General features: G+C 64.5%; 22 protein-coding genes and 3 pseudogenes. 16 read left to right on the top strand and 9 right to left on the bottom strand.

Annotation, left to right across the window (positions count from 1 at the left end):
- Positions 1-38: 38 nt before the first annotated feature.
- Complete coding sequence (locus NF876_RS24495; RefSeq protein WP_262271071.1) at positions 39-1259, bottom strand: glycerate kinase type-2 family protein; 1221 nt, start codon at positions 1257-1259, stop codon at positions 39-41.
- Between the two features lie 125 nt (positions 1260-1384).
- A complete protein-coding gene (locus NF876_RS24500) occupies positions 1385-2545 on the bottom strand; it encodes a dihydrodipicolinate synthase family protein (RefSeq protein ID WP_262271072.1) in 1161 nt (386 codons plus the stop codon).
- A gap of 206 nt (positions 2546-2751) precedes the next feature.
- Here NF876_RS24500 and NF876_RS24505 point away from each other — a divergent pair, with 206 nt between their 5' ends.
- The 12 genes from NF876_RS24505 to NF876_RS24560 all read left to right on the top strand — a co-directional run bounded on the left by NF876_RS24505 (position 2752) and on the right by NF876_RS24560 (position 17098).
- Positions 2752-3801 (top strand): LacI family DNA-binding transcriptional regulator, encoded by a 1050-nt coding sequence (locus NF876_RS24505; protein ID WP_262271073.1) that lies wholly within the window; start codon positions 2752-2754, stop codon positions 3799-3801.
- Entirely contained in the window at positions 3798-4823 is a 1026-nt protein-coding gene (locus NF876_RS24510; protein ID WP_262271074.1) for a Gfo/Idh/MocA family protein, read from the top strand. Before NF876_RS24505 ends, NF876_RS24510 begins: the two co-directional genes overlap by 4 nt.
- The gene (locus NF876_RS24515) at positions 4820-6439 is read left to right on the top strand and encodes an acyl CoA:acetate/3-ketoacid CoA transferase (protein WP_262271075.1); all 1620 of its coding nucleotides are present in this window, start codon (positions 4820-4822) and stop codon (positions 6437-6439) included. Before NF876_RS24510 ends, NF876_RS24515 begins: the two co-directional genes overlap by 4 nt.
- Positions 6436-7212, top strand: a complete 777-nt coding sequence (locus NF876_RS24520) for an enoyl-CoA hydratase/isomerase family protein (RefSeq protein ID WP_262271076.1) — start codon at positions 6436-6438, stop codon at positions 7210-7212. The genes NF876_RS24515 and NF876_RS24520 overlap by 4 nt, the downstream gene beginning before the upstream one ends.
- 10 nt (positions 7213-7222) lie before the next feature.
- Positions 7223-8758 carry an aldehyde dehydrogenase family protein gene (locus NF876_RS24525; protein WP_262271077.1) on the top strand — a complete coding sequence of 512 codons (1536 nt, stop codon included), beginning with the start codon at positions 7223-7225 and terminating at the stop codon, positions 8756-8758.
- A 42-nt stretch (positions 8759-8800) separates the two neighbouring features.
- On the top strand, positions 8801-10069 hold the full coding sequence (locus NF876_RS24530; protein WP_262271078.1) for an ABC transporter substrate-binding protein: 1269 nt from the start codon (positions 8801-8803) through the stop codon (positions 10067-10069).
- 89 nt (positions 10070-10158) lie between these two features.
- The gene (locus NF876_RS24535) at positions 10159-11082 is read left to right on the top strand and encodes a carbohydrate ABC transporter permease (RefSeq protein ID WP_262271079.1); all 924 of its coding nucleotides are present in this window, start codon (positions 10159-10161) and stop codon (positions 11080-11082) included.
- Complete coding sequence (locus NF876_RS24540; protein ID WP_262271080.1) at positions 11079-11975, top strand: carbohydrate ABC transporter permease; 897 nt, start codon at positions 11079-11081, stop codon at positions 11973-11975. The genes NF876_RS24535 and NF876_RS24540 overlap by 4 nt, the downstream gene beginning before the upstream one ends.
- 14 nt (positions 11976-11989) lie before the next feature.
- Positions 11990-13102 (top strand): ABC transporter ATP-binding protein, encoded by a 1113-nt coding sequence (locus tag NF876_RS24545; RefSeq protein WP_262271081.1) that lies wholly within the window; start codon positions 11990-11992, stop codon positions 13100-13102.
- Positions 13102-14613, top strand: coding sequence for an FAD-dependent oxidoreductase (locus tag NF876_RS24550; RefSeq protein WP_262271082.1), 1512 nt, complete (start codon positions 13102-13104; stop codon positions 14611-14613). Before NF876_RS24545 ends, NF876_RS24550 begins: the two co-directional genes overlap by 1 nt.
- On the top strand, positions 14610-15377 hold the full coding sequence (locus NF876_RS24555; RefSeq protein WP_262271083.1) for a 3-ketoacyl-ACP reductase: 768 nt from the start codon (positions 14610-14612) through the stop codon (positions 15375-15377). The genes NF876_RS24550 and NF876_RS24555 overlap by 4 nt, the downstream gene beginning before the upstream one ends.
- Before the next feature lie 83 nt (positions 15378-15460).
- Complete coding sequence (locus NF876_RS24560) at positions 15461-17098, top strand: GMC family oxidoreductase (protein ID WP_262271084.1); 1638 nt, start codon at positions 15461-15463, stop codon at positions 17096-17098.
- A gap of 301 nt (positions 17099-17399) precedes the next feature.
- Here NF876_RS24560 and NF876_RS24565 read toward each other — a convergent pair whose 3' ends face one another.
- Positions 17400-18110, bottom strand: a complete 711-nt coding sequence (locus NF876_RS24565; RefSeq protein ID WP_373696716.1) for a DnaJ domain-containing protein — start codon at positions 18108-18110, stop codon at positions 17400-17402.
- Positions 18110-18838: a vWA domain-containing protein gene (locus NF876_RS24570; protein ID WP_262271086.1), complete on the bottom strand. Its 729-nt coding sequence runs from the start codon at positions 18836-18838 to the stop codon at positions 18110-18112. Before NF876_RS24570 ends, NF876_RS24565 begins: the two co-directional genes overlap by 1 nt.
- Positions 18839-19581: 743 nt before the next feature.
- Between NF876_RS24570 and NF876_RS24575 the strand changes: the two genes are divergently transcribed.
- Positions 19582-21501: a transglycosylase domain-containing protein gene (locus NF876_RS24575; protein ID WP_262271087.1), complete on the top strand. Its 1920-nt coding sequence runs from the start codon at positions 19582-19584 to the stop codon at positions 21499-21501.
- Between the two features lie 197 nt (positions 21502-21698).
- On the opposite strand, the gene NF876_RS24580 is transcribed toward NF876_RS24575, so the two are convergent.
- Entirely contained in the window at positions 21699-22154 is a 456-nt protein-coding gene (locus NF876_RS24580) for a hypothetical protein (RefSeq protein WP_262271088.1), read from the bottom strand.
- Between the two features lie 3 nt (positions 22155-22157).
- On the opposite strand from NF876_RS24580, the gene NF876_RS24585 reads away from it, so the two are divergent.
- Positions 22158-22787 (top strand): metallophosphoesterase, encoded by a 630-nt coding sequence (locus NF876_RS24585; protein ID WP_262271089.1) that lies wholly within the window; start codon positions 22158-22160, stop codon positions 22785-22787.
- 10 nt (positions 22788-22797) lie between these two features.
- Here the strand turns inward: NF876_RS24585 and NF876_RS24590 are convergent, their stop codons facing one another.
- Both NF876_RS24590 and NF876_RS24595 read right to left on the bottom strand, forming a co-directional pair.
- Positions 22798-23289, bottom strand: coding sequence for a CDP-archaeol synthase (locus NF876_RS24590; protein WP_262271090.1), 492 nt, complete (start codon positions 23287-23289; stop codon positions 22798-22800).
- Between the two features lie 133 nt (positions 23290-23422).
- Positions 23423-23865, bottom strand: a pseudogene (locus NF876_RS24595) (DDE-type integrase/transposase/recombinase).
- Positions 23866-23979: 114 nt separating this feature from the next.
- Between NF876_RS24595 and NF876_RS24600 the strand changes: the two are divergent.
- Positions 23980-24253, top strand: a pseudogene (locus tag NF876_RS24600) (hypothetical protein).
- Positions 24254-24431: 178 nt separating this feature from the next.
- On the opposite strand, the gene NF876_RS24605 reads toward NF876_RS24600, so the two are convergent.
- Entirely contained in the window at positions 24432-24578 is a 147-nt protein-coding gene (locus tag NF876_RS24605; protein ID WP_262271091.1) for a hypothetical protein, read from the bottom strand.
- Positions 24579-24807: 229 nt separating this feature from the next.
- Between NF876_RS24605 and NF876_RS24610 the strand changes: the two genes are divergently transcribed.
- Positions 24808-26073 carry an IS701 family transposase gene (locus NF876_RS24610; RefSeq protein ID WP_262271092.1) on the top strand — a complete coding sequence of 422 codons (1266 nt, stop codon included), beginning with the start codon at positions 24808-24810 and terminating at the stop codon, positions 26071-26073.
- Positions 26074-26276: 203 nt separating this feature from the next.
- On the opposite strand, the pseudogene NF876_RS24615 reads toward NF876_RS24610, so the two are convergent.
- A pseudogene (locus NF876_RS24615) lies at positions 26277-26387 on the bottom strand (IS3 family transposase); the annotation flags it as partial.
- Between the last annotated feature and the right edge of the window lie 83 nt (positions 26388-26470).

The following is a 26470-nucleotide window of genomic DNA, read 5'->3' on the forward strand; positions in this document are numbered from 1 at the left end:
AAGCGGCTGAACCCAATCGTGCTCGCCTTATCGTTCATTTACCTGATCAGGATGGCACGGAAGTCATTGACGTTGGTCAGCGTTGGTCCGGTCATGACAAGCTGGCCCAGTCTCGAAAAGTACCCGTAGGCATCGTTGTTCGCCAGATACGCCGAGGCGTCCAGGGCAGGGACAGCGGCAGGGCTGCCATGGCCGAACCAGGCGCCTGCGTTGTCCTCGATCCCGTCGATGCCATCCGTATCGCAGGCGATGGCGGCAACGTTAGGGAGATCCGACAGTGCGAGGTGCAGGGCCAGGAGAAACTCGGCATTCCGGCCGCCACGACCGTTTCCACGAACCGTGACCGTGGTTTCCCCGCCCGACAGCAGGACGCATGGTTTGATCGCTGGCATGTTGTAAACACTCACCGACCGCGCGATGCCGGCAAGCACTTTGGCTACTTCTCGGGCTTCGCCTTCGATCGCGTCGCCAAGGATCAGCGGATCGAGTCCCAGCTCCCGGGCCTTCGATCCCGCCGCCTTGAGGGCCATCATCGGCGTTGCCAGGACACGCACGTCGCTTGCAGCGACCTGGCGGGTCGCTGAGCAATTCTCAAGGATCACGCCCTTCAACGAGGAGGAGATCTCGATTCCATAGCGTCCAAGGATGGCGAGGACCTCGTCGGGATCCTGTGGCTCGGGGATGCTGGGGCCCGAACCGATACTGGCCGGATTGTCGCCGGGGACATCGGAGATGACGTAGGTCACGACCCGGGCAGGCGCGGCCGCCAAGGCCAACCGGCCCCCCTTGATGCGGGAGAGCGACTTGCGCACCTGGTTCATCTCGTGGATGGGTGCCCCTGACTTGAGGAGGGCCCTCGTGATGCTCTGCTTGTCCGCCAGCGTGATCCCCTCCGCCGGCAGTGAGAGCAGGGCCGATGCGCCGCCGGAGATCAGGCAGACAACCAAGTCGTCATTGCCCGCGTCTGAGGCCAGTTCCAGGATCCTTTCCGCAGCATCCATGCCCGCCTGATCCGGAACGGGGTGCGAGGCCTCGACGACCTCGATCCGCTGCGTGGGAGCCGAGTGACCGTACCGTGTCACCACGACGCCCTCGCACGGATGGGGCCAGGCAGCCTCAAACGCCTGGGCCATCCTGGCGGACGCCTTGCCCGCGCCGAGAACGATCGTGCGCCCCTTGGGGCAGTCCGGCAGGTTGGCGGCGAACTTGCCGTCGGGCAGGGCTGCCGCCAAGGCAGCCTCGAACAGGGAGCGAAGCATCCTGATATCATCAACCATCGGCATGGCCTTTCCGGTCCGGCATGCCGTCGGGATAGGGAGGCCGGCCTCCCGGCGACGCAAACGGCATCACGATTGTCGTTTCATCCCTGATGGTCGCACAGACGCTAGATGCCGTTAATGGCATTGAGCTGACGCATCCGCGTGACCGCGAGGTCAGGGTCGACGAGCAGGCGGGCCCGGTCCGCGAGCCGGAAGATCTCCGAGTAATGGAGGATGCCTCGGGCCGACTCCATGCCGCCGAGCATCCGGAAATGATCCTGGTAGCCGTTCAGCCAGGCGAGGAAAACCACCCCTGCCTTGTAGTGCTGTGTCGGCGCCTCGAAAATGCGGCGCGAGAGCGCCACGGTCGGATCGAGGATCGCATGGTAGCCGGCACTGTCGCCCTTCGCCAGGCAGTCCATCGCGGCGGCCGCAGCAGGCGCGATCGGGTCGAAGATGCCGAGAAGCGCGTGCGAATGGTGGGTGCCGTCACCCTCGATCAGGTCGGCGTAATTGAAGTCGTCACCCGTGTACATCTTGACGTCGGCCGGGAGGAGGGCGCGCATCTTCTCCTCGTAGGAGCGTTCGAGCAGGGAAATCTTAATTCCCTCGACCTTCCCCGGATGGGCATTGATGAGCTCGAGGCAGTTGCTCATGGCGACATCGACATCGCTGCTCGCCCAGTAGCCCTCGAGCTGTGGGTCGAACATCTCCCCGAGCCAGTGGAGGATGACCTTGTCGGAGGCCTGGCGAATGATCCGGTCGTAGACGTAGAGATAATCGTCCTTCGATCGTGCGACCTTGCAGAGAGCGCGGCTCGCCATGAGGATCGCGCGCCCGCCGTAGGCCTCGATGTGGGCCAACTGCTCCTCGTACGCCGCGACCACGTCGTCCAGCGTCCGCACGTCGGCGGGGCTCAGGTGATCGGTGCCCGCGCCGCAGGCCAGGTCGGCCCCGGGGGCCGTCTTGGCTTCTAGCAGTGAGCGCTTGATCAACTCCTTCGCCCCCGGCCAGTCGAGGCCCATGCCACGCTGGGAGGTGTCCATCGCCTCGGCGATCTTGAGACCAAGGCCCCACAGATGGTGGCGGAACTTGAGTGTGGTGTCCCAGTCGACGTCCGACGACTGCCAGGGATTCCTGAGGGCAAAGGGGTCGGCCACGACGTGGGCAGCCGCATACACCGTGCGGGGCGACTGGCCCGTGTGGGTGAGTGGATAAGGCGAAGCCTCACCGACCCGGTGCGATTCGACCGAGCCATCCAGACGAAGCAGATCAATCTGAGCCATCGCGTTCCAACCTCCCGTCCGGGCCGCCGTCACGGGCCCTTCTCCAGGGCCACGTTTTAGAACGTTCCAATACAAAAGCGCAAGTGCACATTGCCGCTTGGCCGCGGGATATTCGCAATTGTCTTCGGAGAAATAGATATTTACAGAAATCGAACTGGCGTGCTATGGAACGTTCCAATAGATTTAGGGATGGAAAGGCGGACCCAATGTCCGGCAAGCGACGGGCCTCGGCGAGCGTCACGATCATCGACATCGCCCGCGAGGCGGGTGTCTCCAAATCGACGGTGTCACTGGTACTCAAGGGCAGTTCCCTCGTGGCCGACGACACCCGCGACCGCGTCTCGAAGGCAATGGCCAAGCTCGGCTACGTCTACAACCGCGGAGCGGCCAACCTGCGCGGCGCACAGTCGAGCATTGTCGGCATGGTCATCAACGACCTGTCGAACCCATTTTTCGCCGAGCTCGCCATCGGGATCGAGCGCGTCCTGCGCACCTCGGGCTACATCCCCTTCATTTCCAACACGGCCGAGAGCGTCGTCCGCCAGGCTGAGGTCGTGCGTTCGATGCGCGAGCACGGCGCCTCGGGGATCATCCTCTGTCCGGCACTGGAAACAGAGGGACGGGAGGTCAACGACCTGCTCGATCTCGGCATGCCGCTCATCCTGGCGATCCGGCGCGTACCGGGTGCCCGGTCCTCGCTCGTGGCATCCGACAACACGACAGGAGCCGCCCGCATCACCGCTCACCTGATCTCCCTTGGGCACCGCAGGATCGCCTTCCTCGGCGGCATGGAGCCTATGGCCGTGCGCAAGGACCGGGTCGCCGGCTTCACCCGCGCGCTCGAGGAGGCGGGAATGCACCTGGATCCCGCTCTGATGCTGGAGTCGATGCCGAGCAAAGACGGCGGGTTCACCGCGATGTCCAACCTGCTGGCCCGTCGCGAGTGGCCGACCGCGGTCGTGTGCTTCAACGACGTCGTGGCGATCGGGGCCATGCTGGCGATGGGCCGCAAGGGCGTCGTCGCGGGGCGGGACATGGCCATCACCGGCTTCGACGACACGGCCGAAGCCCGACAGGTCTCTCCGCCTCTCACGACGATCGCGGTCGATGCGGGAGACCTCGGCGAGCGGGCCGCACAGATGCTCCTGCGCCAGATCGCCTCCGGCAGCCGGGCACAGGAAACTTATATCGGCGAGGCCCGCCTCGTCGTCCGCGAAAGCTGCTGCCCGCCGCCGAGGGAAAGGAAGATCTCATGAACACGACATTGCGCTGGGGACTGATCGGAGCGAGCACGATCGCACGGGAGTGGATGATCGACGCGATCCGCTCGATGGGCGGCGACGTTGTCTCGGTGATGAGCAGCGACCGGGATCGGGCCTCCGCCTACGCGGACGCCAACCGGATCCCGCACGCCACGACGAGCCTGGACGAGCTGCTGGAGAAGGTCGACGCGGTCTACGTCTCGACCACCAACGAACTCCACCACGACCAAGTCCTGCGCTCCGCCCGCGCCGGTCGGCATGTCCTGTGCGAAAAGCCGCTCGCCCTCACCGTCGGTGAGGCCCGCGGGATGGTCGAGGCCTGCCGCGCCCTGGGCGTTGTGCTGGGAACCAACCATCATCTCCGCAACGCCGGGACGCATCGGGCGATGCGCGAGGCCATCGCCGCAGGTCGCATCGGGCGGCCGCTCTTCGCCCGGGTCTTCCACGCCGTCTACCTGCCGGCCCACCTGCAAGGCTGGCGCCTCACGAACCCCGGCGCCGGCGCGGGCGTGATCCTGGACATCACCGTGCACGATGCCGACACCTTGCGCTTCGTCCTGGCCGACGACCCTGTCGAGGTCACGGCGATGTCCCAGTCCGCCGGCCTGTCCCAGGGCGAGGTCGAGGATGGCGCCATGGGCGCGATCCGTTTCAGCTCCGGCGTGCTGGCCCAGTTCCACGATGCCTTCACCACCGCTCACGCCAAGACGGGCTTCGAGGTCCACGGCACCGACGGATCGCTGATCGGGACCGATTGCATGACGCAGAAGGCGGTTGGTGATGTCCTGCTGCGGACGGCGTCCGGCGAGGAACTCCTGCCGATCGACCGCACCAATCTCTACGAGCGCAGCGTCGCGCGCTTCGCTGCGGCCGTCGCCGGCGACGGTGAACCCGCTGCGACCGGAGACGACGGTGTCTGGTCCCTGGCCGTGGCCGCGGCAGCCCTCGAATCCGCCAGGACCTCCCGGGCCGTCGCCATCGATCCCGCCCAGCCAACCACGAAGGTATCGCAATGAGCTTTCCCCGTATCCTCCAGGCCGACGAAGCGGCCGCCCTCATTCCGGACGGCGCCACCGTCACGGTATCCTCCGCCTCAGGGCTCGGCTGTCCCGATGCCGTCCTTGCCGCCATCGGCAAGCGGTTCGATGGAACGGGTCACCCGCGCGCGCTGACGACGGTCCATCCGATCGCTGCTGGCGACATGTCCGGGATCAAGGGCGTCGACCATCTCGCGAAACCGGGACTGCTGGCCCGCATCATCGCCGGATCGTATCCGTCGGGTCCGTCCTCGGCGGAGCCACCCGCCATCTGGAAGATGATCACCAGCAACGAGATTCCGGCCTACAACATCCCCTCGGGCATCCTGTTCGACATGCACCGCGAGGCCGCGGCGAAGCGCCCGGGCGTGCTCACCAAGGTCGGCAAGGACACCTTCGTCGACCCATCCCGCGAGGGCTGCGCGATGAACGAGCGGGCGTCCGCCGAGCCGATCGTGCAGACGCGGGAATTCGAGGGCGACGAGTGGCTCTTCTTCAAGAGCATCGTTCCGAACGTCGCCATCATCCGCGCGACGACGGCCGATGAGCGCGGGAACCTGTCGTACGAACATGAGGGGGCCTATCTCGGTCCCGTCGAGCAGGCGCTGAGCGTCCGCAACAATGGCGGCCTCGTCATCGCGCAGGTGAAGCGCGTGGTGGAGAGCGGGACGCTCAAGCCTCACGACGTCATGGTGCCCGGCATTCTCGTCGATGTCGTCGTCGTCGCGCCGGACCAGATGCAGACGACTCAGACCGTCTACGATCCGGCCATCTCGGGTGAGATCTTCCGGCCCCTCGCGAGCTTTTCCATTCCGGAATTCGACGTCTCGAAGGTCGTCGCGCGCCGCGTCGCGCAGGAGCTGAACTACGGCGATGCCATCAACATCGGTTTCGGCATCTCGGCCAACGTCCCCCGCATCCTCATTGAGGAGGGATGCCATGGCGACGTCACCTGGATGATCGAGCACGGCGCCGTGGGCGGCATCCCCTTGCTGGACTTCAAGTTCGGCTGCTCGTCGAACGCAGAGGCCATCATGCCGTCGCCGTATAACTTCACCTACTTCCAAGGCGGCGGGTTCGACCTCTCGCTCCTGTCGTTCCTCCAGATCGACCGCACCGGATCGGTGAACGTCTCCAAGTTGAGCGCCCGGCCGCATGTCACGGCCGGGGCCGGCGGGTTCGTCGACATCTCGAGCCATGCCAGGCGGATCGTCTTCTCGGGATTTTACACGGCTGGTGCCAAGTTCGAGATCGTCGACGGCGAGCTCAGGATCCTGAAGGAGGGCAAGGTCGACAAGCTCGTCGAGGCCGTCGAGCATGTTTCCTTCTCGGGCCGCCGTGCGATCGAGCAGGGCCAGGACATCACCTACGTGACCGAACGTTGCGTCCTCAAGCTGACGCCGGCCGGGATCGCGGTGGTCGAGATCGCGCCCGGCATCGACTTGGATCGGGACGTGCTCGCCCACGCCGCATTCCCTCTACTCGTGCCGGCCGCTCCCAAACTGATGGATGCTGCCCTCTTCCGGCCGGAGCCGTTCGGTCTGCGGGTTTCGACGCGGCAAGAGGCCCCGAAGACCAAGAGGAGGGCGGCATGACGACTCCTTACATCCGCTTCCAGGTCGACGGTGCGGTGGCGACGATCACCCTGGCCCGGTCCGAGAAGCTGAACGCCCTCGACATGCCCATGATCGAGGCACTTGTGGACGCCGCGAATGTCATCGAGGACAGCCGGGAGATCCGCTGCGCGATCATCACGGGCGAGGGCAAGGCCTTCTGTGCCGGCGGAGACATCGCCGGCTGGGGCGTCCTCGAGCCGCTGGACATGTGGCGGGTGTGGACGCGCCAGGGTCATCGGGCCTTCGACCGGCTGGCCCGCCTGAGGGTCCCGCTGATCGCCGCGCTCGGCGGTCATGCCCTAGGCGGTGGCCTGGAACTGGCCGCAGCCGCCGACATCCGGGTGGCCGAGAAGCAGATCATGATCGGACTGCCCGAAACGGGTCTCGGAATGGTGCCCGGCTGGTCCGGAACCCAGCGCCTGGTGCGCCGCTTCGGCTCGCAGACCGTGCGCCGCCTTTCGCTCACGGGCGCATTCCTGTCCGGCGAGGAGGCCGAGCGCCTGAGAATCGTCGACGAAGTCGTGCCGCAGGGGGGCGCGCTCGGGCGGGCCCGCGAGATTGCGGGGCTCGTCGCGGAGCGCGGACCGATCGCGGTCTCGATAGCCAAGGAACTCATCAACGCCGCAGAGGACGAGGAAACCGCCGCGGCCGTCGAGGGCATTGCGGGTGCTCTCGTGTCCTACACCGCAGACTTGAAAGAGGGCGTCGCCAGCTTCCGCGAGAAGCGGCCCCCGTCCTACTCGAACACTTGAGGGTTGATCCATGAACGCGCCTATCAAACTCGACACCTCGCGGCTGGACGCCGCCTTGGCGATGACCCCGCGCTCCTACGAGCTGCTGATCGACGGACGTTGGACCAAGGCACGCAGCGAGGAAACGGTCGAGCGCACGAGCCCCGCGCACGGCGTCACGGTCTCGACCTATTCAAGGGCTTCCGAACACGAAGCTGACCTCGCCATTGCGGCCGCCCGCGCCGCGTTCGACCGCGGGCCGTGGCCGCGCATGACGGCCTCCGAGCGCTCGAAGGTCCTGCTCGACGTTGCGTCCCTGATCGAGCGTGATGCCGAACTCCTTGCCATGCTGGACACGCTGGAATGCGGCAAGCCGATCGCCCAGGCCCGGGGCGAGATCGCGGGGGCCGCCGACATCTGGCGCTATGCGGCAGCCCTCGCAAGGGACCTGCACGGCGAAAGCTTTTCGACGATCGGTCCGCACAAGTTGGGCGTGGTCGTCAGGGATCCGATTGGCGTCGTGTCGATCATCACGCCATGGAACTTCCCATTCCTGATCGTCAGCCAGAAGCTACCGTTCGCCTTGGCCGCCGGTTGCACGGCCGTCGTCAAGCCGAGCGAGCTGACGTCCGCGTCGACACTCCATCTCGGGAAGCTCCTTCTCGAGGCAGGCCTTCCGTCCGGCGTCGCGAACATCATCTCCGGCCGGGGCGCGGACGTCGGCGCCAGGATGACGTCCGATCCCCGCGTGGACATGATCTCGTTTACCGGATCGACGCGCGTCGGAAAGGGCGCGATGGCCACGGCGGCCCAGACCTTGAAGAAGGTCTCGATGGAGTTGGGCGGCAAGAACCCTCAGCTCGTCTTCGCCGACGCCGATCTCGAGGCTGCCCTCGACGCCGCGGTGTTCGGCGCGTACTTCAATGCCGGCGAGTGCTGCAACGCCGGAAGCCGCCTGATCATCCAGCGGCCGATCGCCGAAAGCTTCGTGGCGGACCTCCAGCGCAAGGTCCGGGACGTCAAGGTCGGCGACCCGCTCGACGAGGACGTGCGGGTGGGCGCCATCGTGACCCCAGACCATCTCGCGAAGATCGAGGGATTTGTCGCCGAGGCGCGCGAGGCCGGCGCCGAGGTCAAGGTCGGCGGGACCCGGCTCGACCACGAGAGCGGGCAGTTCATGGCCCCGACCATCGTCGACGGGGTCAAGCCCCAGATGACCATTGCCCGGGAGGAGGTCTTCGGCCCGGTGCTGTCGATCCTCACGTTCGACACCGCCGATGAGGCCATCGCCATCGCCAACGGCACCGACTACGGGCTCTCGGCGGGTGTCTGGAGCCGCGACTTCAACACCTGCCTCAACGTCGGCCGCGGCATCCATGCCGGGACCGTTTGGATGAACACGTTCATGGACGGCGCGAGCGAACTTCCCTTCGGGGGGTACAAGCAGTCGGGCCTCGGCCGCGAGTTGGGCCGCAGGGCGGTCGACGACTACACCGAAGAGAAGACCCTGCACTTCCACTCGGGCCCGCGCACGGCCTGGTGGGTGCCACGACCTTCGGAAACCTGAAGCGTACGCCGGAACGGATCCGGCTCTAAGGGAGGAACAGAGATGAACGTCACGGAGTCATGCATTTTCTCGGCAGCGTTGCTCGCTTCGAGCGCGCTCGCCGGCTTGCCCGCTCTTGCCCAGGGAGCGCAGCGCGTCGATGTCCTGCACTGGTGGACATCGGGCGGCGAGGCCGCGGCCTTGAACGTCCTGAAGCAGAACCTGAACGGCGAGGGCGTCGTCTGGCAGGACGTGCCCGTCGCGGGCGGCGGCGGCGAGCAGGCCATGACCGTCCTCCGGGCACGCGTCACCTCCGGCAACCCGCCGACGGCCTCGCAGATGCTGGGTTTTGACATCCAGGACTGGGCCGAGCAAGGCGTCCTGGCCGACCTCAATGCCATCGCGACCAAGGAGAACTGGGACAAGAACATTCCAGCAGCCCTCCAGCAGTTCTCCAAGTACAAGGGGACCTGGGTGGCCGCCCCAGTGAACCTGCACTCCACGAACTGGATCTGGATCAACAAGAAGGTCTTCGACGACCTCGGCCTGAAGCCGCCGCAGAACTGGGATGAGTTCATCGCGGCGCTCGACAAGGTCAAGGCCTCGGGAAAGACGGCCCTGGCCCACGGGGGACAGCCTTGGCAGGACGCGACCATCTTCGACAGCGTCGTCATCGCGACCGGAGGCCCCGACTTCTACAAGAAGGCGCTGATCGATCTCGATCCGGAGGCACTCGGCTCGGATACCATGAAGAAGGTTTTCGAGCGGATGATCCAGCTCCGCAAGTACGTGGACAACAACTTCTCGGGTCGCGACTGGAACCTGGCCAGCGCCATGGTGATCCGGGGCGATGCCGCCGTGCAGATCATGGGTGACTGGGCAAAGGGCGAGTTCGTCAATGCCGGCAAGAAGCCCGGAACGGACTTCATCTGTACCCGCTTCCCCGGAACGCAGGGCGTGGTCACGTTCAACACCGACCAGTTCGCGATGTTCAAGGTCGGCGCCGACCGGCAGGCAGCGCAGCAGAAGATGGCCATGGCCATCGAGGATCCTGGCTTCCAGTCGTCCTTCAATGTGGTGAAGGGCTCGGCGCCCGCCCGCACTGACGTCTCGGATGCCGCCTTCGACGATTGCGGCAAGAAGGCGATTGCCGACGTCAAGGAGGCCGTGGCCAAGGGGACGCTGCTCGGATCGCTGGCCCACGGGCACGCGGCGCGCGCTGCCGTCAAGAACGCCATGTACGACGTCATCACGGCTGTCTTCAACGGGGACTACGCACCCGATCAGGGCGTGAAGGAACTCGTGACGGCCGTCGCCGGCGCGAAGCAATAGGGATCACCGCACCGTCCATCCTGGGTTCCACCTGTGTGGATGGGACCCAGGACCCGACCCAACCTGCTTTGAGATGAAAGGCACACGCCATGGCGGTCGCCGCGATCCCGAGTCATACCACGTCAATCGAGCCGGCCCGCACGTCGCGCGGGATTGAGGACTGGCTGCCTCGCTTGGTGCTCGCACCCAGCTTCGCGGCGCTCGTCGTCTTCGTCTACGGCTTCATCCTGTTCACGATCTACCTGTCGACGACCAGCTCGACGCTGCTGCCGGTCTTCGACTTCATCGGGTTCGGCACGTATTCGCGCCTGTTCTCGATCCCCAATTGGACCGTCGCGCTGAAGAACCTCGCGATCTTCGGCTCCCTGTACATCGTCCTGTGCACCGCGATGGGGCTCTTCCTGGCAATCCTCATCGACCAGAAAATTCGCGGTGAGGGCTTGCTGCGCCCGATCTTCCTCTACCCGATGGCGCTCTCCTTTATCGTCACGGGAACCGCCTGGAAGTGGTTCCTCGACCCGGGCATCGGCCTGGAGCAGACCATGCACGCGATCGGCTGGACCAGCTTTACCTTCAACTGGATCAAGGACAGCCAGATGGCGATCTATACCATCGTCATCGCCGCGGTGTGGCAGTCCTCCGGCTTCGTCATGGCGATGTTCCTCGCAGGCCTGCGGGGCATCGACAGCGAGATCATGAAGGCGGCCCAGATCGACGGCGCCTCGACCGTCCAGACCTACCGCCGCATCGTGATCCCGCAGCTCCGTCCGGCGTTCCTGTCCGCCTTCGTCGTTCTGGCCCATCTCGCCATCAAGTCGTTCGACCTCATTATCGCGATGACCAACGGCGGACCCGGCCGCGCCACCGAGATGCCGTCCACCTTCATGTACTCCTACACGTTCACGCGCAACCAGATGAACGTCGGTGCGGCATCCGCCGTGATCATGCTCATCATGATCTCGTCGATCATCGTTCCCTACCTTTACGCCGAGCTGCGGGGAGAGAAGAAATGACCGCGCACGTCTCCACCATTTCCGAGGATCGCAGCGCGACCTCGTCCCGTTCTCCGGCGAGAGCGCTCCTCTACCTCGTGCTGATCGCCTTCGCGATCTACTATCTCCTGCCGCTGTTCATCATGGTCGTGAACTCGGTCAAGCCGTTGGCGGAGATCCAGGGCGGCAACATGCTGTCCCTGCCGGCAGAAACGACCTTCGAGCCCTGGCGGAAGGCCTGGAACGAGGCTCAGATCGGCGTCGAGGCCACAGGTCTCGCGCCATACTTCCTGAACTCGATCCTTATGGTGGTTCCCGCAGTCGCGATTTCGACCATCGTGGGCGCGCTCAATGGCTACGTGCTCACGAAGTACCGGTTCCCGGGCCACAAGATCGTGTTCGGCCTGATGCTGTTCGCCTGCTTCATCCCGTTCCAGATCGTGCTCATCCCGATGGCGCGCATTCTCGGAATGCTCGGCATCGCCGGCACGATCTACGGGCTGATCCTCGTCCACGTCGTCTACGGACTCGGCTTCACCACGCTCTACTTCAGGAACTACTACGAGGCGTTCCCGACTGAGCTGGTGCGGGCGGCGCAGGTCGATGGGGCGAGCTTCTTCAAGATCTTCTACCGGATCCTTCTGCCGAGCTCCGGACCCATCATCGTCGTGACCGTGATCTGGCAGTTCACGAACGTCTGGAACGATTTCCTGTTCGGCGCCTCGTTCTCGGGCCCCACCGCGATGCCGATCACGGTTGCGCTGAACAACCTCGTGAACTCGTCGACGGGCGTCAAGGAATACAACGTCCACTTCGCCGGGGCGCTTTTGGCCGCCCTGCCCACGCTCATCGTCTACATCGTCGCCGGCCGGTTCTTCGTGCGCGGCCTGATGTCGGGCGCCGTGAAAGGATAATGGGAGGAATTACGATGGGCTTTCTCGAAATCAACCGCCTTGAAAAGTCCTATGGAGCCGTGTCGGTGCTGAAGGGCATCAACCTGGCCATGGAGGAGGGCGGCTTCCTCGTCCTTGTCGGACCGTCCGGATGCGGCAAGTCCACGTTGCTGAACACGATCGCTGGACTGGAAAGCATCACCAGTGGCGAGATCAGGATCGCCGGCCGCCGCGTCAACGACCTGCGTCCGTCCGAGCGGGACATCGCGATGGTGTTCCAGTCCTACGCGCTCTATCCCAACATGACCGTTGCCCAGAACATCGCGTTCGGCCTCGAAATGCGCAAGGTCCCCAAGCCCGAGCGCGACAAGGCCGTGGCGGAGGTGGCCGAGACGCTCCAGATCGGCCACCTGCTCAACCGGAAGCCGAGCCAGCTCTCCGGTGGCCAGCGCCAGCGTGTGGCCATGGGCCGGGCTCTGGTCCGCAAGCCGAAGCTCTTCCTCTTCGACGAGCCGCTGTCCAACCTTGATGCGAAGCTGCGCGTCGACATGCGCACCGAGATCAAGCGGCTGCACAACAGCCTCGGCACCACCATCGTGTACGTCACGCACGACCAGATCGAGGCCATGACCCTTGCGACCAAGATCGCCGTGCTGAAGGATGGTCATCTCCAGCAATTCGGCACGCCGGCCGAGATCTACAACGATCCGGTCAACACCTTCGTGGCCGATTTCATGGGCTCGCCCCCCATGAACCTCGTCCCCGGGGAACTCGTGAAGTCCGGAAACTCCTATGCCGTCTCGATCGAGCGCAACGGATCGGCGCCGGTCGTGCTGCCGATCGCCGAGGATCGCGCCCCCATCAGGAACACAGGAGGGAAGGTCGTCCTCGGGATCAGGCCCGAGGCCATCACGGACGTCGACGGGGCGGACCGCAATGCCCGCAACGTCATCCGCGTGAACTGCCGGACCGAGGTGGTTGAGCCCGCCGGATCCGACACGTTCGTCGTGACCCGGCTCGGTGGCAAGGACGTGGTCGCCCGCATGCGCTCGGATGCGGCGGTGAAGCTGCATTCCGCAATGGACTTCGCATACAACATGGACCGTGCCGTGCTCTTCGATCCCGCCTCGGGCGATCGGGTGGCGTGATGCGCGAGCAAACGGCCGACATCCTGATCATCGGGTCCGGGATCGGCGGGGCCTGCATGGCTGCGGGCCTCAGCGCAAGCGGCGCGTCCGTGGTCATCCTCGAACGCGGGGAGCAACTGCCGCACTCCGCGCATGCGCGCAATCCGCGATCGATCTTCGTCGACGAGCACTACCGTCCCAAGGAGATGTGGCGGGATGCGGCAGGGCTGGAGTTCAATCCCGGCAATTACTACTACGTCGGCGGGAACTCGAAGTTTTACGGGGCCGTGATGCTCCGGTACCGAGAGCGCGACTTCGAGGATCTCGAGCATGCCGACGGCATCTCGCCCGCATGGCCGATCAAATATCAGGACTTGGAGCCTTGGTACTGCGCCGCTGAGCGTCTGTTCCAGGTCCGGGGTGCGTTGGGGCAGGATCCGACGGAGCCTGCCCACTCCTCGGTGTATCCCCATCCGGCCGTCCCCGACGAGCCCGCGATCGCCGCCGCCCGGGAGCGCCTGCGCAAGGTCGGCCTGCGTCCGTTCTCGCTTCCGCTCGCCATCGATATCGAGCGATGGCTCGGTTATGCGAAGACCCCGTGGGATGCCTATCCGGACACGCGAACGGGCAAGTTCGATGCCGAGACGGCCGCGCTGGCGCTGGCGCTCGAGCAGCCGTCCGTCAGCCTGGTGACCGGTGCGACGGTCGAACGCCTTCTTCTGGACAGGGATGGCCGCCGCGTGGCCGGGGCGGAGTACGTCAAGGACGGCGAGCGTTTCGTGATACGGGCCGGCACCGTGGTTCTCTCGGCCGGCGCCATCAACTCGGCCGCGATCCTGCTCCGCTCGGCGACGGATCGGCACCCCGAGGGCCTTGCCAACCGCTCCGGGGTCGTCGGCCGCCATTTCATGAACCACAACGCGACCGCGATGCTGACGATTGATCCGCGCAAGCGAAACGACTCGGTCTACCAGAAGACCCTCGGGATCAACGATTTCTACTTCGACGACGGCCGCGGCGGTCCGCCGCTCGGGAACGTCCAACTCCTGGGCAGGATCTCGGCTCCTGTCCTCAAGGCGAGCCTGCGGTGGGTGCCGGACTTCGCGCTCGCGGGTCTCGCCCGCCACAGCGTCGACTGGTACCTGATGAGCGAGGACCTGCCCGATCCCGAAAGCCGGGTGCGGGTCGACGGGAAATCGATCGTGCTCGCCTGGAAGCGCACGAACATGACGGCGCATCGCGGCCTCATCCGCCGCATGAAGGAGGTCTTCCGCCAAGCCGGCTACTCGATCGTTCTCGCCCGCGCCTTCGACAAGCGGACGCCGTCGCACCAATGCGGCACCGTCCGGTTCGGGCATGATCCCGCGACATCCGCGCTCGATCCCTTCTGCCGCGCCCACGATCATCCCAACCTGTTCGTCGTCGATGCCGGCTTCATGCCCTCGTCGGCGGCCGTGAATCCGTCCCTGACCGTGGCGGCACAGGCCTTGCGGGTTGCCGACCACATCAAAACCACAAGGTTCGCCGCATGAATGCCCGTCCCGTCGCCCTGGTCACCGGCTCCAGCCGAGGCATCGGCCTCGCCATCGCGCGCAAGCTCGCCATGGATGGATTCGATCTCATCGTCACGGGTACCACCGCCACTAGCCCCGAGGACACACTCGGGGGGCTCCAGAAGTTTGGTGGTGAGGCCTTCTATCTTTCCGGAGACATCAGCGACCTCCAGGTCCACGACCGTTGGATCCACTGGATCCGTGACAACACGGGGCGGATCGACTGCCTGGTGAACAATGCCGGCATGGGGGCCGTTGTCCGCGGCGACGTCCTGGATCTGCTGCCGGAGAACTTCGATCGCGTCATGGGCGTCAATCTCCGCGGCACCATGTTCCTGACCCAGGCGATCCTCAGGGTGATGTTGGGGCAACCGCGTGAGGACGGCCCCCGGTCGATCATCAACGTGACTTCCGTCAGTGCGTCCCATGCCTCGCCGGAACGCCTTGACTACTGCGTCTCGAAGGCCGGGCTCGCGATGTGGAGCCAGGGGCTTGCCCTCAGGCTCGCGGCCGAAGGCATCGGTGTCTTCGATGTTCGCCCGGGCATCATCCGGACCGACATGACGGCCGGCGTGACCGGGAAATACGACCGGCTGATCGCCGATGGCCTCGTGCCCGCCCGCAGGTGGGGCGAGGGCGAGGACGTGGCGAACGTCGTGGCATCGCTCGCATCGGGCGCCTTTGCCTTCGCCACCGGCAGCGTAATCGACGTGGACGGCGGCTTGAGCATCGCGCGCCTTTGACCGGGCTGGCCGCGCAGATCCTCCCGGAATGCCGGAGGATGTGCAGGCGGCCAGCGCCACCATTGGGACAGTGGAATATTACGATGACATACGATTACATCATCGTTGGCGGGGGAGCGGCGGGATGCGTGCTCGCCAACCGGCTCTCGGCCGATCCGGGCGTCAAGGTGCTTTTGATAGAGGCTGGCAGCAAGGACCGGAACCCGCTGTTCCACATGCCGGCCGGCTTTGCCAAGATGACGAAGGGCATCGCCAGTTGGGGCTGGTCGACGGTTCCGCAGCGGCATCTCGGCGGGCGCGTGCTGCGGTATACGCAAGCCAAGGTAATCGGCGGCGGGTCATCGATCAACGCGCAGGTCTACACCCGAGGCAACCGGCTTGACTACGATCGCTGGGCCGAGCAGGGCAACTGCGCGGGCTGGGGCTATGCGGATGTCCTTCCGTACTTCAGGAGGGCGGAGGACAACCAGCGCTATTCCGACGAGTTTCACGGTACCGGAGGACCGCTCGGCGTTTCCGTTCCCGTGAACCCGCTTCCGATCAGCGAGGCATTCATCCGGGCGGCGCAGGAGTACGGCATCCCGTACAATGCGGATTTCAACGGCGCCATGCAGGACGGCATCGGGCACTACCAAGTCACCGTGCGGAACGCCCGGCGATCCTCGGCTTCCTCCGCCTACCTCAAGCCGATCCGGGATCGGTCGAATCTCTCCGTCTGGACAGGCGTGGCCGTCAAGCGGATCATCCTGGAGGGTCGACGGGCCACCGGAGTCGAGCTGGCCTCGGCGGACGGCGCCAGCTCGGTGGTCCGCTGCGAGCGCGAGCTCGTGCTCTCATCGGGCGCGATCGGATCGCCACGGCTCCTGATGCTGTCCGGCATCGGACCGGCCGATCACCTCAGGTCGGTCGGCATCGATGTGCTGCACGACCTGCCGGGCGTCGGCTCCAATCTCCAGGATCACCTCGACCTCTACGCGATCTGCGAATGCACTGGGGACTTCACGTACGATTCCTATGCGAAGCTGCACAAGACGGTCTGGGCAGGCCTGCAATACGTCCTCTTCGGGCGCGGGCCGGTGGCATCGACGCTCTTCGAGACCGGCGGCTTCTGGTATGCGGACAAGGCCGCCCCTTCGCCGGACATCCAGTTCCACCTCGGTCTGGGATCAGGGATCGAGGCCGGCGTGGAAAAGCTGCGCAACGCCGGCGTGACGCTGAATTCCGCCTTCCTGCGTCCCCGATCACGGGGGACCGTGCGCCTCAGGACGGCGGAGTTCGCGGAGATGCCCCTGATCGATCCCAATTACTGGGAGGATCCGTACGACCGCGCCATGTCCCTTGATGGCCTGCGCATGGCTAGGGAGATCATGCGCCAACCGGCGCTCAAGCCATTCATCTTGGCGGAACGGATGCCTGGGCCGGACAGAACCACCGAGGAGGACCTTGTCCAATACGCGTTTGCCACGTGCAAGACCGATCACCATCCCTGCGGCACCTGCAAGATGGGCACCGATGAGATGGCAGTCGTCGATCCCGACCTGAAGGTCCACGGCATTGAGGGACTGCGGGTCTGTGACGCCTCAATTATGCCGTACGTGACGTCGTCGAACACCAATGCGCCGACGATCATGATCGGCGAGAAGGCGGCGGACCAGATCCTGGGCAGGGTGCCACTCCCGCCGGCACTGGCACGCCCAGCCATGTCCCGAACTCTCGCGTAAAGGTGCAGGTGTGACATACGCCTTCCGGTCCGGTCCCGTGCTGGAAGTCTACGAGGACCTGCCGAGAGGAGCTTGGCTCACCTTGAAGCTCTCGGCGTCGGCAATGCTGCTCCGACTCGGAGAGCATGAGGTTCTGTGGGGCGGCCAGTGCGAGGGACGCTTTAGAAAGCTATGGCAAGCCCGACCAATGGCTGGACAAAATCGCGAGAGGCAATCGCTGCCCCACAATTCCCTATGCTCTCCTTCCCAGCGGAACACGGATTGTACCTGAACACACGGCAGCAAGAACGCGCTTCCAGGACTACCTGTGTCCCCGTCTCAATAGAACGTCCTTGGCCTGGTTGACGCGAGCCGCGAGATAGGTCGAACCGCCTTGGTCCGGGTGGAGCTTCTTCATCAAAGTCCGATGGGCTCGCCGGATGTCCTCGAGGCTGGCCCCCGGCTGGAGATCCAGGATCCGGTACGCTTCCTCCGGGGTCATCGCGGCCGAAGGGGAGGGAGTGTCGGCCTGTGGCGCCTCCCCGGTCTGGGCGTGTTCCCGCCAATGCGGAAAGCGGCGGTCAAGGTAGGCCTCGAGAAGGCGAACACCATCAGGATCGCCCGCATGGCACTCGGCCAGCAGATCCCGCAGGCAAGCCTCATTCAGGGCCTCGAGTTGCTGTCCCTCGAAGGCACCAGCAAGCACCGTGCCTGTCATCTCCCCGCTATCGTGATCCAGCGTCATCTCGATCCGCCGCGAGCGAACGCGTGAGGTGCGGCCGGAGGTCCGCTGTGCCCGCACACCAGCATGAGGCCAGGGGAGGCGGCTCCATCCGAGCAGCCAAGCTCCGAAGCTTCCGATCAGCAGGGCCATGTCGATCCGTCCCCGCACCGCAAGCAGGCCCGCGAGGCCCAGCGCCACAACCCCGCCGGTGATTTTGAGAAACCTCGCCAGAGTAGCAGGGTTCGCATGCGCAAAGTTGCTCAGGAACCACCACAGAACCGCGACGGCCGCAATGCCATACAGCAGCATCACGGCTTGCGCTCAGTAATGGCCGTGAGCAGGCCCCGGGCCTGCGCGCTGCCTGCCGTCAACCGGGCAAGCCCCGCGATGCCACCGGTCGCAAAGGCGGCTGCGGCGCGCAGGAGTTCGGACAGGGCCTGGGGGGCTCCGGCATCGAACCGGGCATAGGCGCCGCCGCTCAGGCGGGCGATCTCCCGAAACGCGCGGGCCGCATCAGGATCGTGCCCCTCGTGGAACATGAAGGCTTTGACCCCAAGGAGACCGAGTTCTCCCGCCACGGCACAGAGATCGTCAATCGGCTCCTCCATGGCATCGCCAACGTAGACGAGCACTTTCACCGGGGTTTGGCTTGCCTCGGCCCGGACATGACGGAGCACCCGCCCGATCTGGGTTTGACCACCCCGGCAGCTGATCTTGGTCATAAGACCGGTCAGAGTCCGCGGATCGGCGACCCAGCGGGACGCGCGGCACTCGCCGAACCCTCGGAAGTAGACCAGCTGCACCGAGAGACCACCGGCCTCACTGGTCGTAGCAAACATCTCGCCCTGAACACGGCAGGCGAGATCCCAGGTCGGCTGCCGGCTCATCGTGGCGTCGAGCGCGAACACAAGCCGCGCCCGGGGCGCATTGCCGGTTGGTGGACCAAGGCGTTTGGCCTGTGTCAGGAAGGAGTCGATCATCGAAGCCGGACTGGCGCCGGGGATGGGTGGTCGTGTGAGATCCTTCTTGGCAGCCATTGCATCTCCCTCGTCAGGAATGTGGGCCTTGAGAGAGTGCGTGTAAATCCGGGGTATAGGGTTCACGGGAGCATGCCCTTCCTGCGGGGATCTGCCAGGATGAGCAGACAGCCTGATCGTCGCGCCGACGATCTGGGTGCAGCCGAGGAGCGCATACAATGGTTGCGCCCTGCCAGCCGCGAGCACACCCATGCTGCCGCACGAACTTACCGGCCGCCCCAGAGCCTGGCGCGTCGTCCGACGCGAGCCGACCACACCGGTGACGCCTCTTTGTCGCCTTACTGCCGTGGTTCAGCGCTCTTGAACGAACCTTAACCGGAGAAGTCAGCTTGTTCGAGGATCTTGGGAGCACGCGAATCAACTTGGCCTGTCCTCGCTGCCAGCAGATGTTCAAGGTTCGGCTGCGGAAGCTTCGGTTTGGAGCAGATCTGACCTGCCGGTTGTGCCGTCATGAGTTCTCGGCCAGAGACGTGTCAAATCGGATCGAGGTGTCTGATGCCTTGGCCCGCCTGCAACAGATCGTCAAGCAACCCGTGCGGCTTACGAAGCCTTCCAGCCAAGGCGGAACCGTCGATGATGGCAGAGGTCACCAACAGGCTGAGATCTCAGCTGCCCCGTCGAAGCTGTAACCCAGCGGGTGCAGCATAGAAGCTTGACCGTAACAGCATACCAGTTTCAGCCATAATCCTCATGTTTGTTGAAGGTCCTGGCGCCGAATCGGTCGGCGCCCCATAGGGCCTCCAATGACCCGCGCTCTGGCTGTAGCCACTGCTCTTTCGCTTGCTCTCCTCTCCCACGCACCGACCGCACAAGCCGCAGACCCGGTTCACTTCTGGGACCTCCAGCCGCGATCGCTCCGCCTCCTCGTTTCCTCCCCACAGGTGATGGTCACCCGCACCAAGGCGGGGTGGGATGCCTATTGCCGCTGCCCGGTGGTTCTCGCTCCGTCGGAGATCCCCGAGGCGATGAAGAAGGCCATCGTGGCAGTCGAGGACAAGCGCTACTTCGAGCACAGTGGCGTGGATGTGATCTCGCTGCTGTCGGTACTCAAAGGAGGTCTCAGCCGGGGTGGCAGCACTATCCCGATGCAGCTCCTCAAGAACTTGGTCTTTCACGATCTCAGAGCGAGCGATGTGCTCAGCCGCCTCGAGCGCAAAGGGGCGGAGGTCTGGTACGCCGGCCTCTTCGATGAGGCCGTCGGCAAGGAGGAACTCCTGGCGGCCTACCTCAACCAGATCGAGTTCGGCGGGCGCGACATTGTCGGGCTGTACCGGGCGAGCCGGCACTACTTCCGCAAGGAACCCAGGGACCTGACGCTGTACGAGGCCGCGCTGCTGGCCGGCGTGGTCCAGGCGCCCGCCCGGCTCAATCCAATCCGTGAACAGACCCGGGAGCGGGCGCATGAGCGCGCGCTTCTCGTCCTGAAGCTCATGAGCGAGCAGGGCCTGATCAGCGACAAGGAACGCCGTCAGGCCGAGAAGGCAGGCATCCGCCTCGGCCTGCTGCCGGAGTTCAAGATCCGGCCGCAGGCTTTTACCGAATGGGTGGTGGAGACCTGGGGGGACAGGTACGTGCAGCCGGGAGAGACGGTCCGTTTCTTCGTCACCTTGAATCCCCGCATCCAGCACCTGGCGGAGCACCAGCTCAGCAGGCTGGTGAAGGACGGGGCTGTCCCGCCCGCGTATGACGCCGGTGCCGTCATGATGGCTCCGAACGGACGGGTGCAGGCAATGGTCGGCTCCGTCGATTGGTCCCAGCGGCAGTTCAACAATGCCGTGAAGGCCCGCGTGCAGACCGGTTCGACGGCGAAGTTGCCGCTGCTGATTGCCGCCTGCGAGGCCGGTAAGAGCCCTGAAAGCCGCGTCCTCGACCAGCCCGTCACAGGCGACTGGCCTTCGAACGGCGCACTGGGCTACCGCGGCTGGACGACGGTGAAGGAGGCGATGGCCTCGTCACGCAATGCCGCGGCGGTGCGGTTGGCGCGAGAGATCGGAGCCGACACCCTCGCGGGAGTCAGCCGACGCATCGGCATCGATCCTGGCCCGACGGATGATCCAAGCTTCATCCTCGGCTCTTACTCAAGCAATGTCATGACCATGACGGCAGCTTACGCGTCGGTGGCCAATGGCGGCTATCAGGTCACCCCGTCGGGAGTGCTCGCGGTGGTCGATGGGCGGGGCCAGGTCAGGGCTGACTTTCTGACGACCATGCGCAAGAGGGTCATCCCGGAGGAGTGTGTCGAGCCGACGCAGGCGGTTCTCCGCGAGGTGGTTCAGCATGGGACCGGACGCGCGGCTCGGTTGAAGCGCTGGGCCGCTTACGGCAAGACTGGAACCTCGACGGGCAATGCCGACGCCTGGTTCGTCGGCTGGAGCGAGCAGCGGGTGTTTGGGGTCTGGATGGGACGGCGTCGTGGCGGAACTGGACCCACTCTTGCGGGCGCCGGCGCCCCCGCGGCTTACTTCAAGCGTATCGCCAACGCGGTGAACGAATGGGCCGAGCGCCAGCAGAGGCTTGAGGAGCAGCGGGTTGCAAGCGCACGCCTCAAGAGCGGTTATGAGCCGGACGCGATTGTCGATTGGCTCTCGTCCCTGCCAGAGACCATGACCCTGCCTGGAACCTCGTCAAAGCGCGAGCCGCCTCATAGGGAAAAGAGGACCTAGAGCATCGGACGTGAAAAGTGGACCCACTTTTGGGATCGATCCGATGCTCAATTCCTGAAGCGGCGCATCGTTCGACGTGGACCCGCAGGGCCGCATCAGCGAAAACCGGGTCCACTTTTCCGCACGATGCGCTAGCCCGCCTCAATGGGATGTATTTTCACCACGATCCTCCCAGACTAGGGTGCCAGGCGCAGAGATCAGAAACGGGACAGTGTCTGGCCTGATGCCGCCTTGATCGCAATGATCCGCTCGGGTGCCTTCCTTATGACGCGCTTAGTGCTCCCATGACAGAGCCTCGTGCCTCTCACCCGGAGAGTGGCCTCAGTCTTACGCCCGACGAAAGAGCGGCTCTTTCGAGCCTCGAACCGCGTCTCGGCCACACCTATATCGTTCGGCGCCTCAGGCGGGAAATGGAGTATGAAGCTCTCGCACTGCGCCAGCGAATTCAACGCCTCAATCTCGAGCACTGGCTCTCCAATCCGGTCCTGATCCGAGCTTGTCTTCGGTTGCTTGGCTTGCATCGGAGAGCGCAGCGCAATGCCCTTGCCATTGAGGTCCAGCACCATGAGGCGCAGATACCCAATCTGCCGGTCGCCTTCGATGGGTTCGTTCTCCTGCATCTGGCGGATCTGCACTTCGGCATGAACGAACAATTCTTGGACACGCTCATTCGGCGTCTTGAGCCGCTGCGTTATGATATTTGTGTTCTGACAGGCGATTACCGCGCTCTCACCTACGGCCCATACAGCACGGCGCTGAATGGATTGGAGCGCCTTCGGGCGGCGATCAAGAGCCCTGCCTACGCGATCCTGGGCAACCACGATACGATCCGCATGGTACCCGCTATGGAAAGCATGGGATACCGGCTCCTGTTAAACGAAGCGACACGCGTTGTACGTGATGGCGAGGCCATCTACCTAGCCGGTGTTGATGATGCCAACTTCTATCACATGGCCAATGTCGAGCAGGCCGTGCGTGATATCCCGGCAGGGGCCGTATCGCTCCTGCTCTCTCATACCCCTGAAACATACTTCCGGGCAGGCGAAGCTGGGTTCGACATGATGCTGTGTGGACATACCCATGGCGGCCAGATCTGCCTACCGGGCGGCATCCCGATCCGCACCGAGGCGGCGAGCCCCCGCCGTTTGGTCCGGGGCTCATGGCGGTATGGCAAGATGATCGGCTATACCTCGGCCGGCGCCGGCACCTGCATCGTTGATGTGCGTCTCAACTGTCCGCCCGAGGTGACCCTGCATCGGCTTAAACGCAGCCCTGCTCCGCTCTGACGTCACCTGTTCAGTAGGGACGATCCCGGATCTTCAATCGAAATAGAAGTCGGGAGAGGACTAGCTCCAGCACAATGAACGCGGTGACCAAAACAGCAATGTCACCGCTTGTCAGGCTGAACGACGCCCTGACCGCCAGAAGAGGCAGCAGGGCTTCTGGAATTTGATCCAGCCCAAGAGCTTGGTCATGTGGCCGCAGATGGATACGGCGCTTGATAAAGCTTGAGAAGAGGTCCCCCAGCATGGACATGCCGGCCATGGTGGCTCCAATGCTCCAGTCCAGGTTCAGCAGGACGGCCGCTCCTGTTGTGCAGACAATCGACAGAATGATGCCACGGATGGTTTTGGAGGCCCCGAAGAGAGCTTCGCCATCAGGCAGGGTAAACCCGCCGTCGAGGGGGATACTGAAGCGATCCTGGAGCAGCTTCTTGGCCAAGATCGGGATTCCATTGGCGACCCCAAGGAGCGCCAGGAGGTGCAAGCTGAGCATCCAGTTCGCCATACTGGTCACCACATCAGAGCGTGTCTCCAAAAGAAGTAAAAGCAGTACAGGTTCCTTCTGGTGGATGTCGGCCTGGTGCCGTCGCATTAAGTTGCGTCAGGCGCACCGAGGCCAATTCGGTCAACTGGCGGGCTCACCCGGCAGCTCCAGCTGCATACCTCCGCGAGGCCATGGCCTGGAGGCGGTGAAAGTGGGGAGCGAGGGCAGAGCGGGGCGGAACGAACAGGTTTCTGACGGCTGAACAGACCGAGGTGAACCGCTGCAGGCCTCCCAGTGATCGAAATCCCTGCATCGCCCGCTCACGTTTTCGCAGTGGGAGATGCGAGTTCTCCGTCCGGTTGTTCAGACCCTTATGCAAGCGATGATCGACCGCGGGCATGATCTGGCGCCGGGCGTAGGAAGGCCCGACCTTCATCGCCCGGCGCCGGACGGTCTCGTAAGAGACAACAAGACCACGCTCAAGAAGCATTTCCTCGACGGGCCGCAGGCTCAAGGGGAAACTGAAATGGAGCATACTGCGATGGCGATGATCTCGGGTGGGAAGTGGTGGCGCTTGTAGCTGACGGGCTTGGTCATGGCGGCTCATCTACGCGGCCCGCTCTCATAGTCGTGTTAATGTGACGTCACTCATCGAACACTGACCCTAACCCCCCGCTGAGATTCCATTTTGTGTCACACTGGAGGAGATCAATGAGCTTCGAGATTGATCCGCTGATCGCCCCGGGGTGTCGTGCTGGCGACCACCACAACCGATGCGGCCTATGTCTTCTTCAATGCGGCTGTGGTCGCCCGGCATCGGGTTCGGGCGGCGAACTGGAGTGCCGTCTGGTATCTGCTCTCGGCCTTGGCGGTGATCAGCTACACGGAGCAGGCGGTCTATGTGGCCTTTGCAGCCCTTGGCTCCTGGATCGGCGCCTTCTCGTCGGTGACCTGGCTGGCGCGGATCCCCCGGCTGAAGGCCTGACCGGTTGAGCCAACCACTCGGCGATCTACGCCCTTGAGTGTGCCATCCGCGGCAGGTGCCCAAGCTGTCATAGCGCGAGCCGGAACCTGCCAGGTCTGAGCGGTGCCATCATGGCAAGCGATGCAATGATCGCGACTGGCAGGCGCGGCCTTGGTGAACTCCGATCAATGGAGCTTGTTCAAGCTGTATGGGCTCGCAGGGGCATCGTGGCGACGTAGATGGTCAGCATCAGCAGGACGCACACTCCTGCAGAACCGACCAGCCATGGGGCGAGCCGGTTGGTGTAATGCTCTTCCACGCGTCGTTGATGCTTGCGACGAGACATCGTCGGCCTCCTCCCGATGGAATGGCGCAGGGTGACGTGTCAGCCGGATCATACCCTGTTGCCGCCAGCGCTGCGACCGGAACATAGCCCAGCCGAAAGGCGCCTGAAACTGACAGAGGTTGCCGCTTTTCCGGACGGAACGCCGGTTCTAACACTACTTTGGCAGGCATGAGGAACCCCGCGAGGCCTGTCGACGTCTTCCTTGAAGGATCATCCGCGGGAGGTTGTCATGAGCACCTCAGTGGCGTGGGAGCACGAACTCCAGTCCTGGCTTGAACCCTTCCTCACCCCTCTTCGTCATCCGGCCCGCCGGCGCATGTGCCCGCTCTATGTGGCCGGCCTGATTGGGCCTGGTGAGCGCAAGAGCCTGCAGCCGATGGCCGCTCGCGTGGCGCCCGCCGACTATGACCAGCTGCATCACTTCGTGGCGGTCGGGCCCTGGGATGAGGCGCCGCTTGAGGCCGAACTCCTGGCCCAGGCCAACCGGCTCGTCGGCGGGCCAGACGCCATCCTGGTGATCGACGACACGGCGCTGCTCAAGAAGGGCTCCCATTCCGTCGGCGTCACCTCGCAATATGCCGGGGTGGTGGGCAAGCAGGCCAATTGTCAGAGCCTGGTCTCGCTCACGCTGGCCAAGGATGAGGTGCCGGTCCCGATCGTGCTGCGGCTGTTCCTGCCCGACACCTGGATCAAGGATCCCGAGCGCCTGCAGCAGGCCGGCGTGCCCGAGGCGTTCTGGACGCAGCGCACCAAGCCGGAGATCGCGCTGGAGGAACTCAAGCGTCTGCTGCAGGCCGGCGTGAGCTTCGGAGCCGTGCTGGCCGATGCCGGCTATGGCATCAGTGCGCCCTTCCGGCAGGCGCTCTCAGCCTTAGGGCTGCTCTGGGCGGTGGGCATTGCGCGCATTCAGAAGGTCTACACGGCGGACGTGCAGATGATCACGCCCCCGCCATCGCGCGGCCGTCCCCGCACGCGGCTCATCCCAGATCAGGAGGCGATCGCGGCCGAAGCCATGCTGGCCAAGGCCTCCTGGCGTCAGGTCACCTGGCGGCGCGGCACCAAGGGTCCGCTGAAGGCGAAGTTCGCAGCCGTGCGCGTGCGGGTGGCTGATGGGCCTGAGGTGCGCCTTCAGGGACGGACCGGTCAGCATCTGCCCGGCGACGAGGTGTGGCTCGTGGGCGAGCATCGCCCCTCAGGCGAGCGCAAGTACTATCTATCCAATCTGCCGCCCGACACGCCCCTGAAGCAGCTGGCCTCTCTCATCAAGGCGCGCTGGGTGTGCGAGCAGGCGCATCAGCAGCTCAAGGAAGAGCTCGGGCTCGATCACTTCGAGGGCCGCTCGTGGCGCGGGCTGCACCGACACGCGCTAATGACGCTGATCGCGTATTTGTTCTTGCAGCATCTGCGGCTGCAGGCCGCCACAGGGGGAAAAAAGAAAAGCCGGCGGACCACCGCCACAACCGACGCTGCCGGCCATTCGGCGCATGCTGCTTGATCATCTGGCGCATGCTATGCGTCTGCGATGTCCCTTCTGCCGCGCCCGCTTCACCCTGGGTTCACTGATAAAAATGCCAAAGTAGTGCTAGAGCATCGGACGGAAAAGTGGATCCGGTTTTCCGTTCTGACCGATGCTCTCATTCAAGAAGAAAGCATCGGATGGATCCCAAAAGTGCAAGTCCACTTTTGGGTCCGATGCTTTAGGCTCCAGCGCTGGTTGGGCCCGCCGGGCAGCAGGATGGGAGTGCGCGTCCCCAGGGCCCGCTTGCGGCCGCCCCGGCGTTTGACCTGCAGTCTCTCCTCGCGATAGATCGGCCGAAAACGGCTGACAAATTGCTGGGGACCGCTATTGTCCGTCCAAGGCCTCCGCGATGCGGAGCCGTTCACATGTCCTG

The organism is Microvirga yunnanensis (assembly GCF_025460875.1).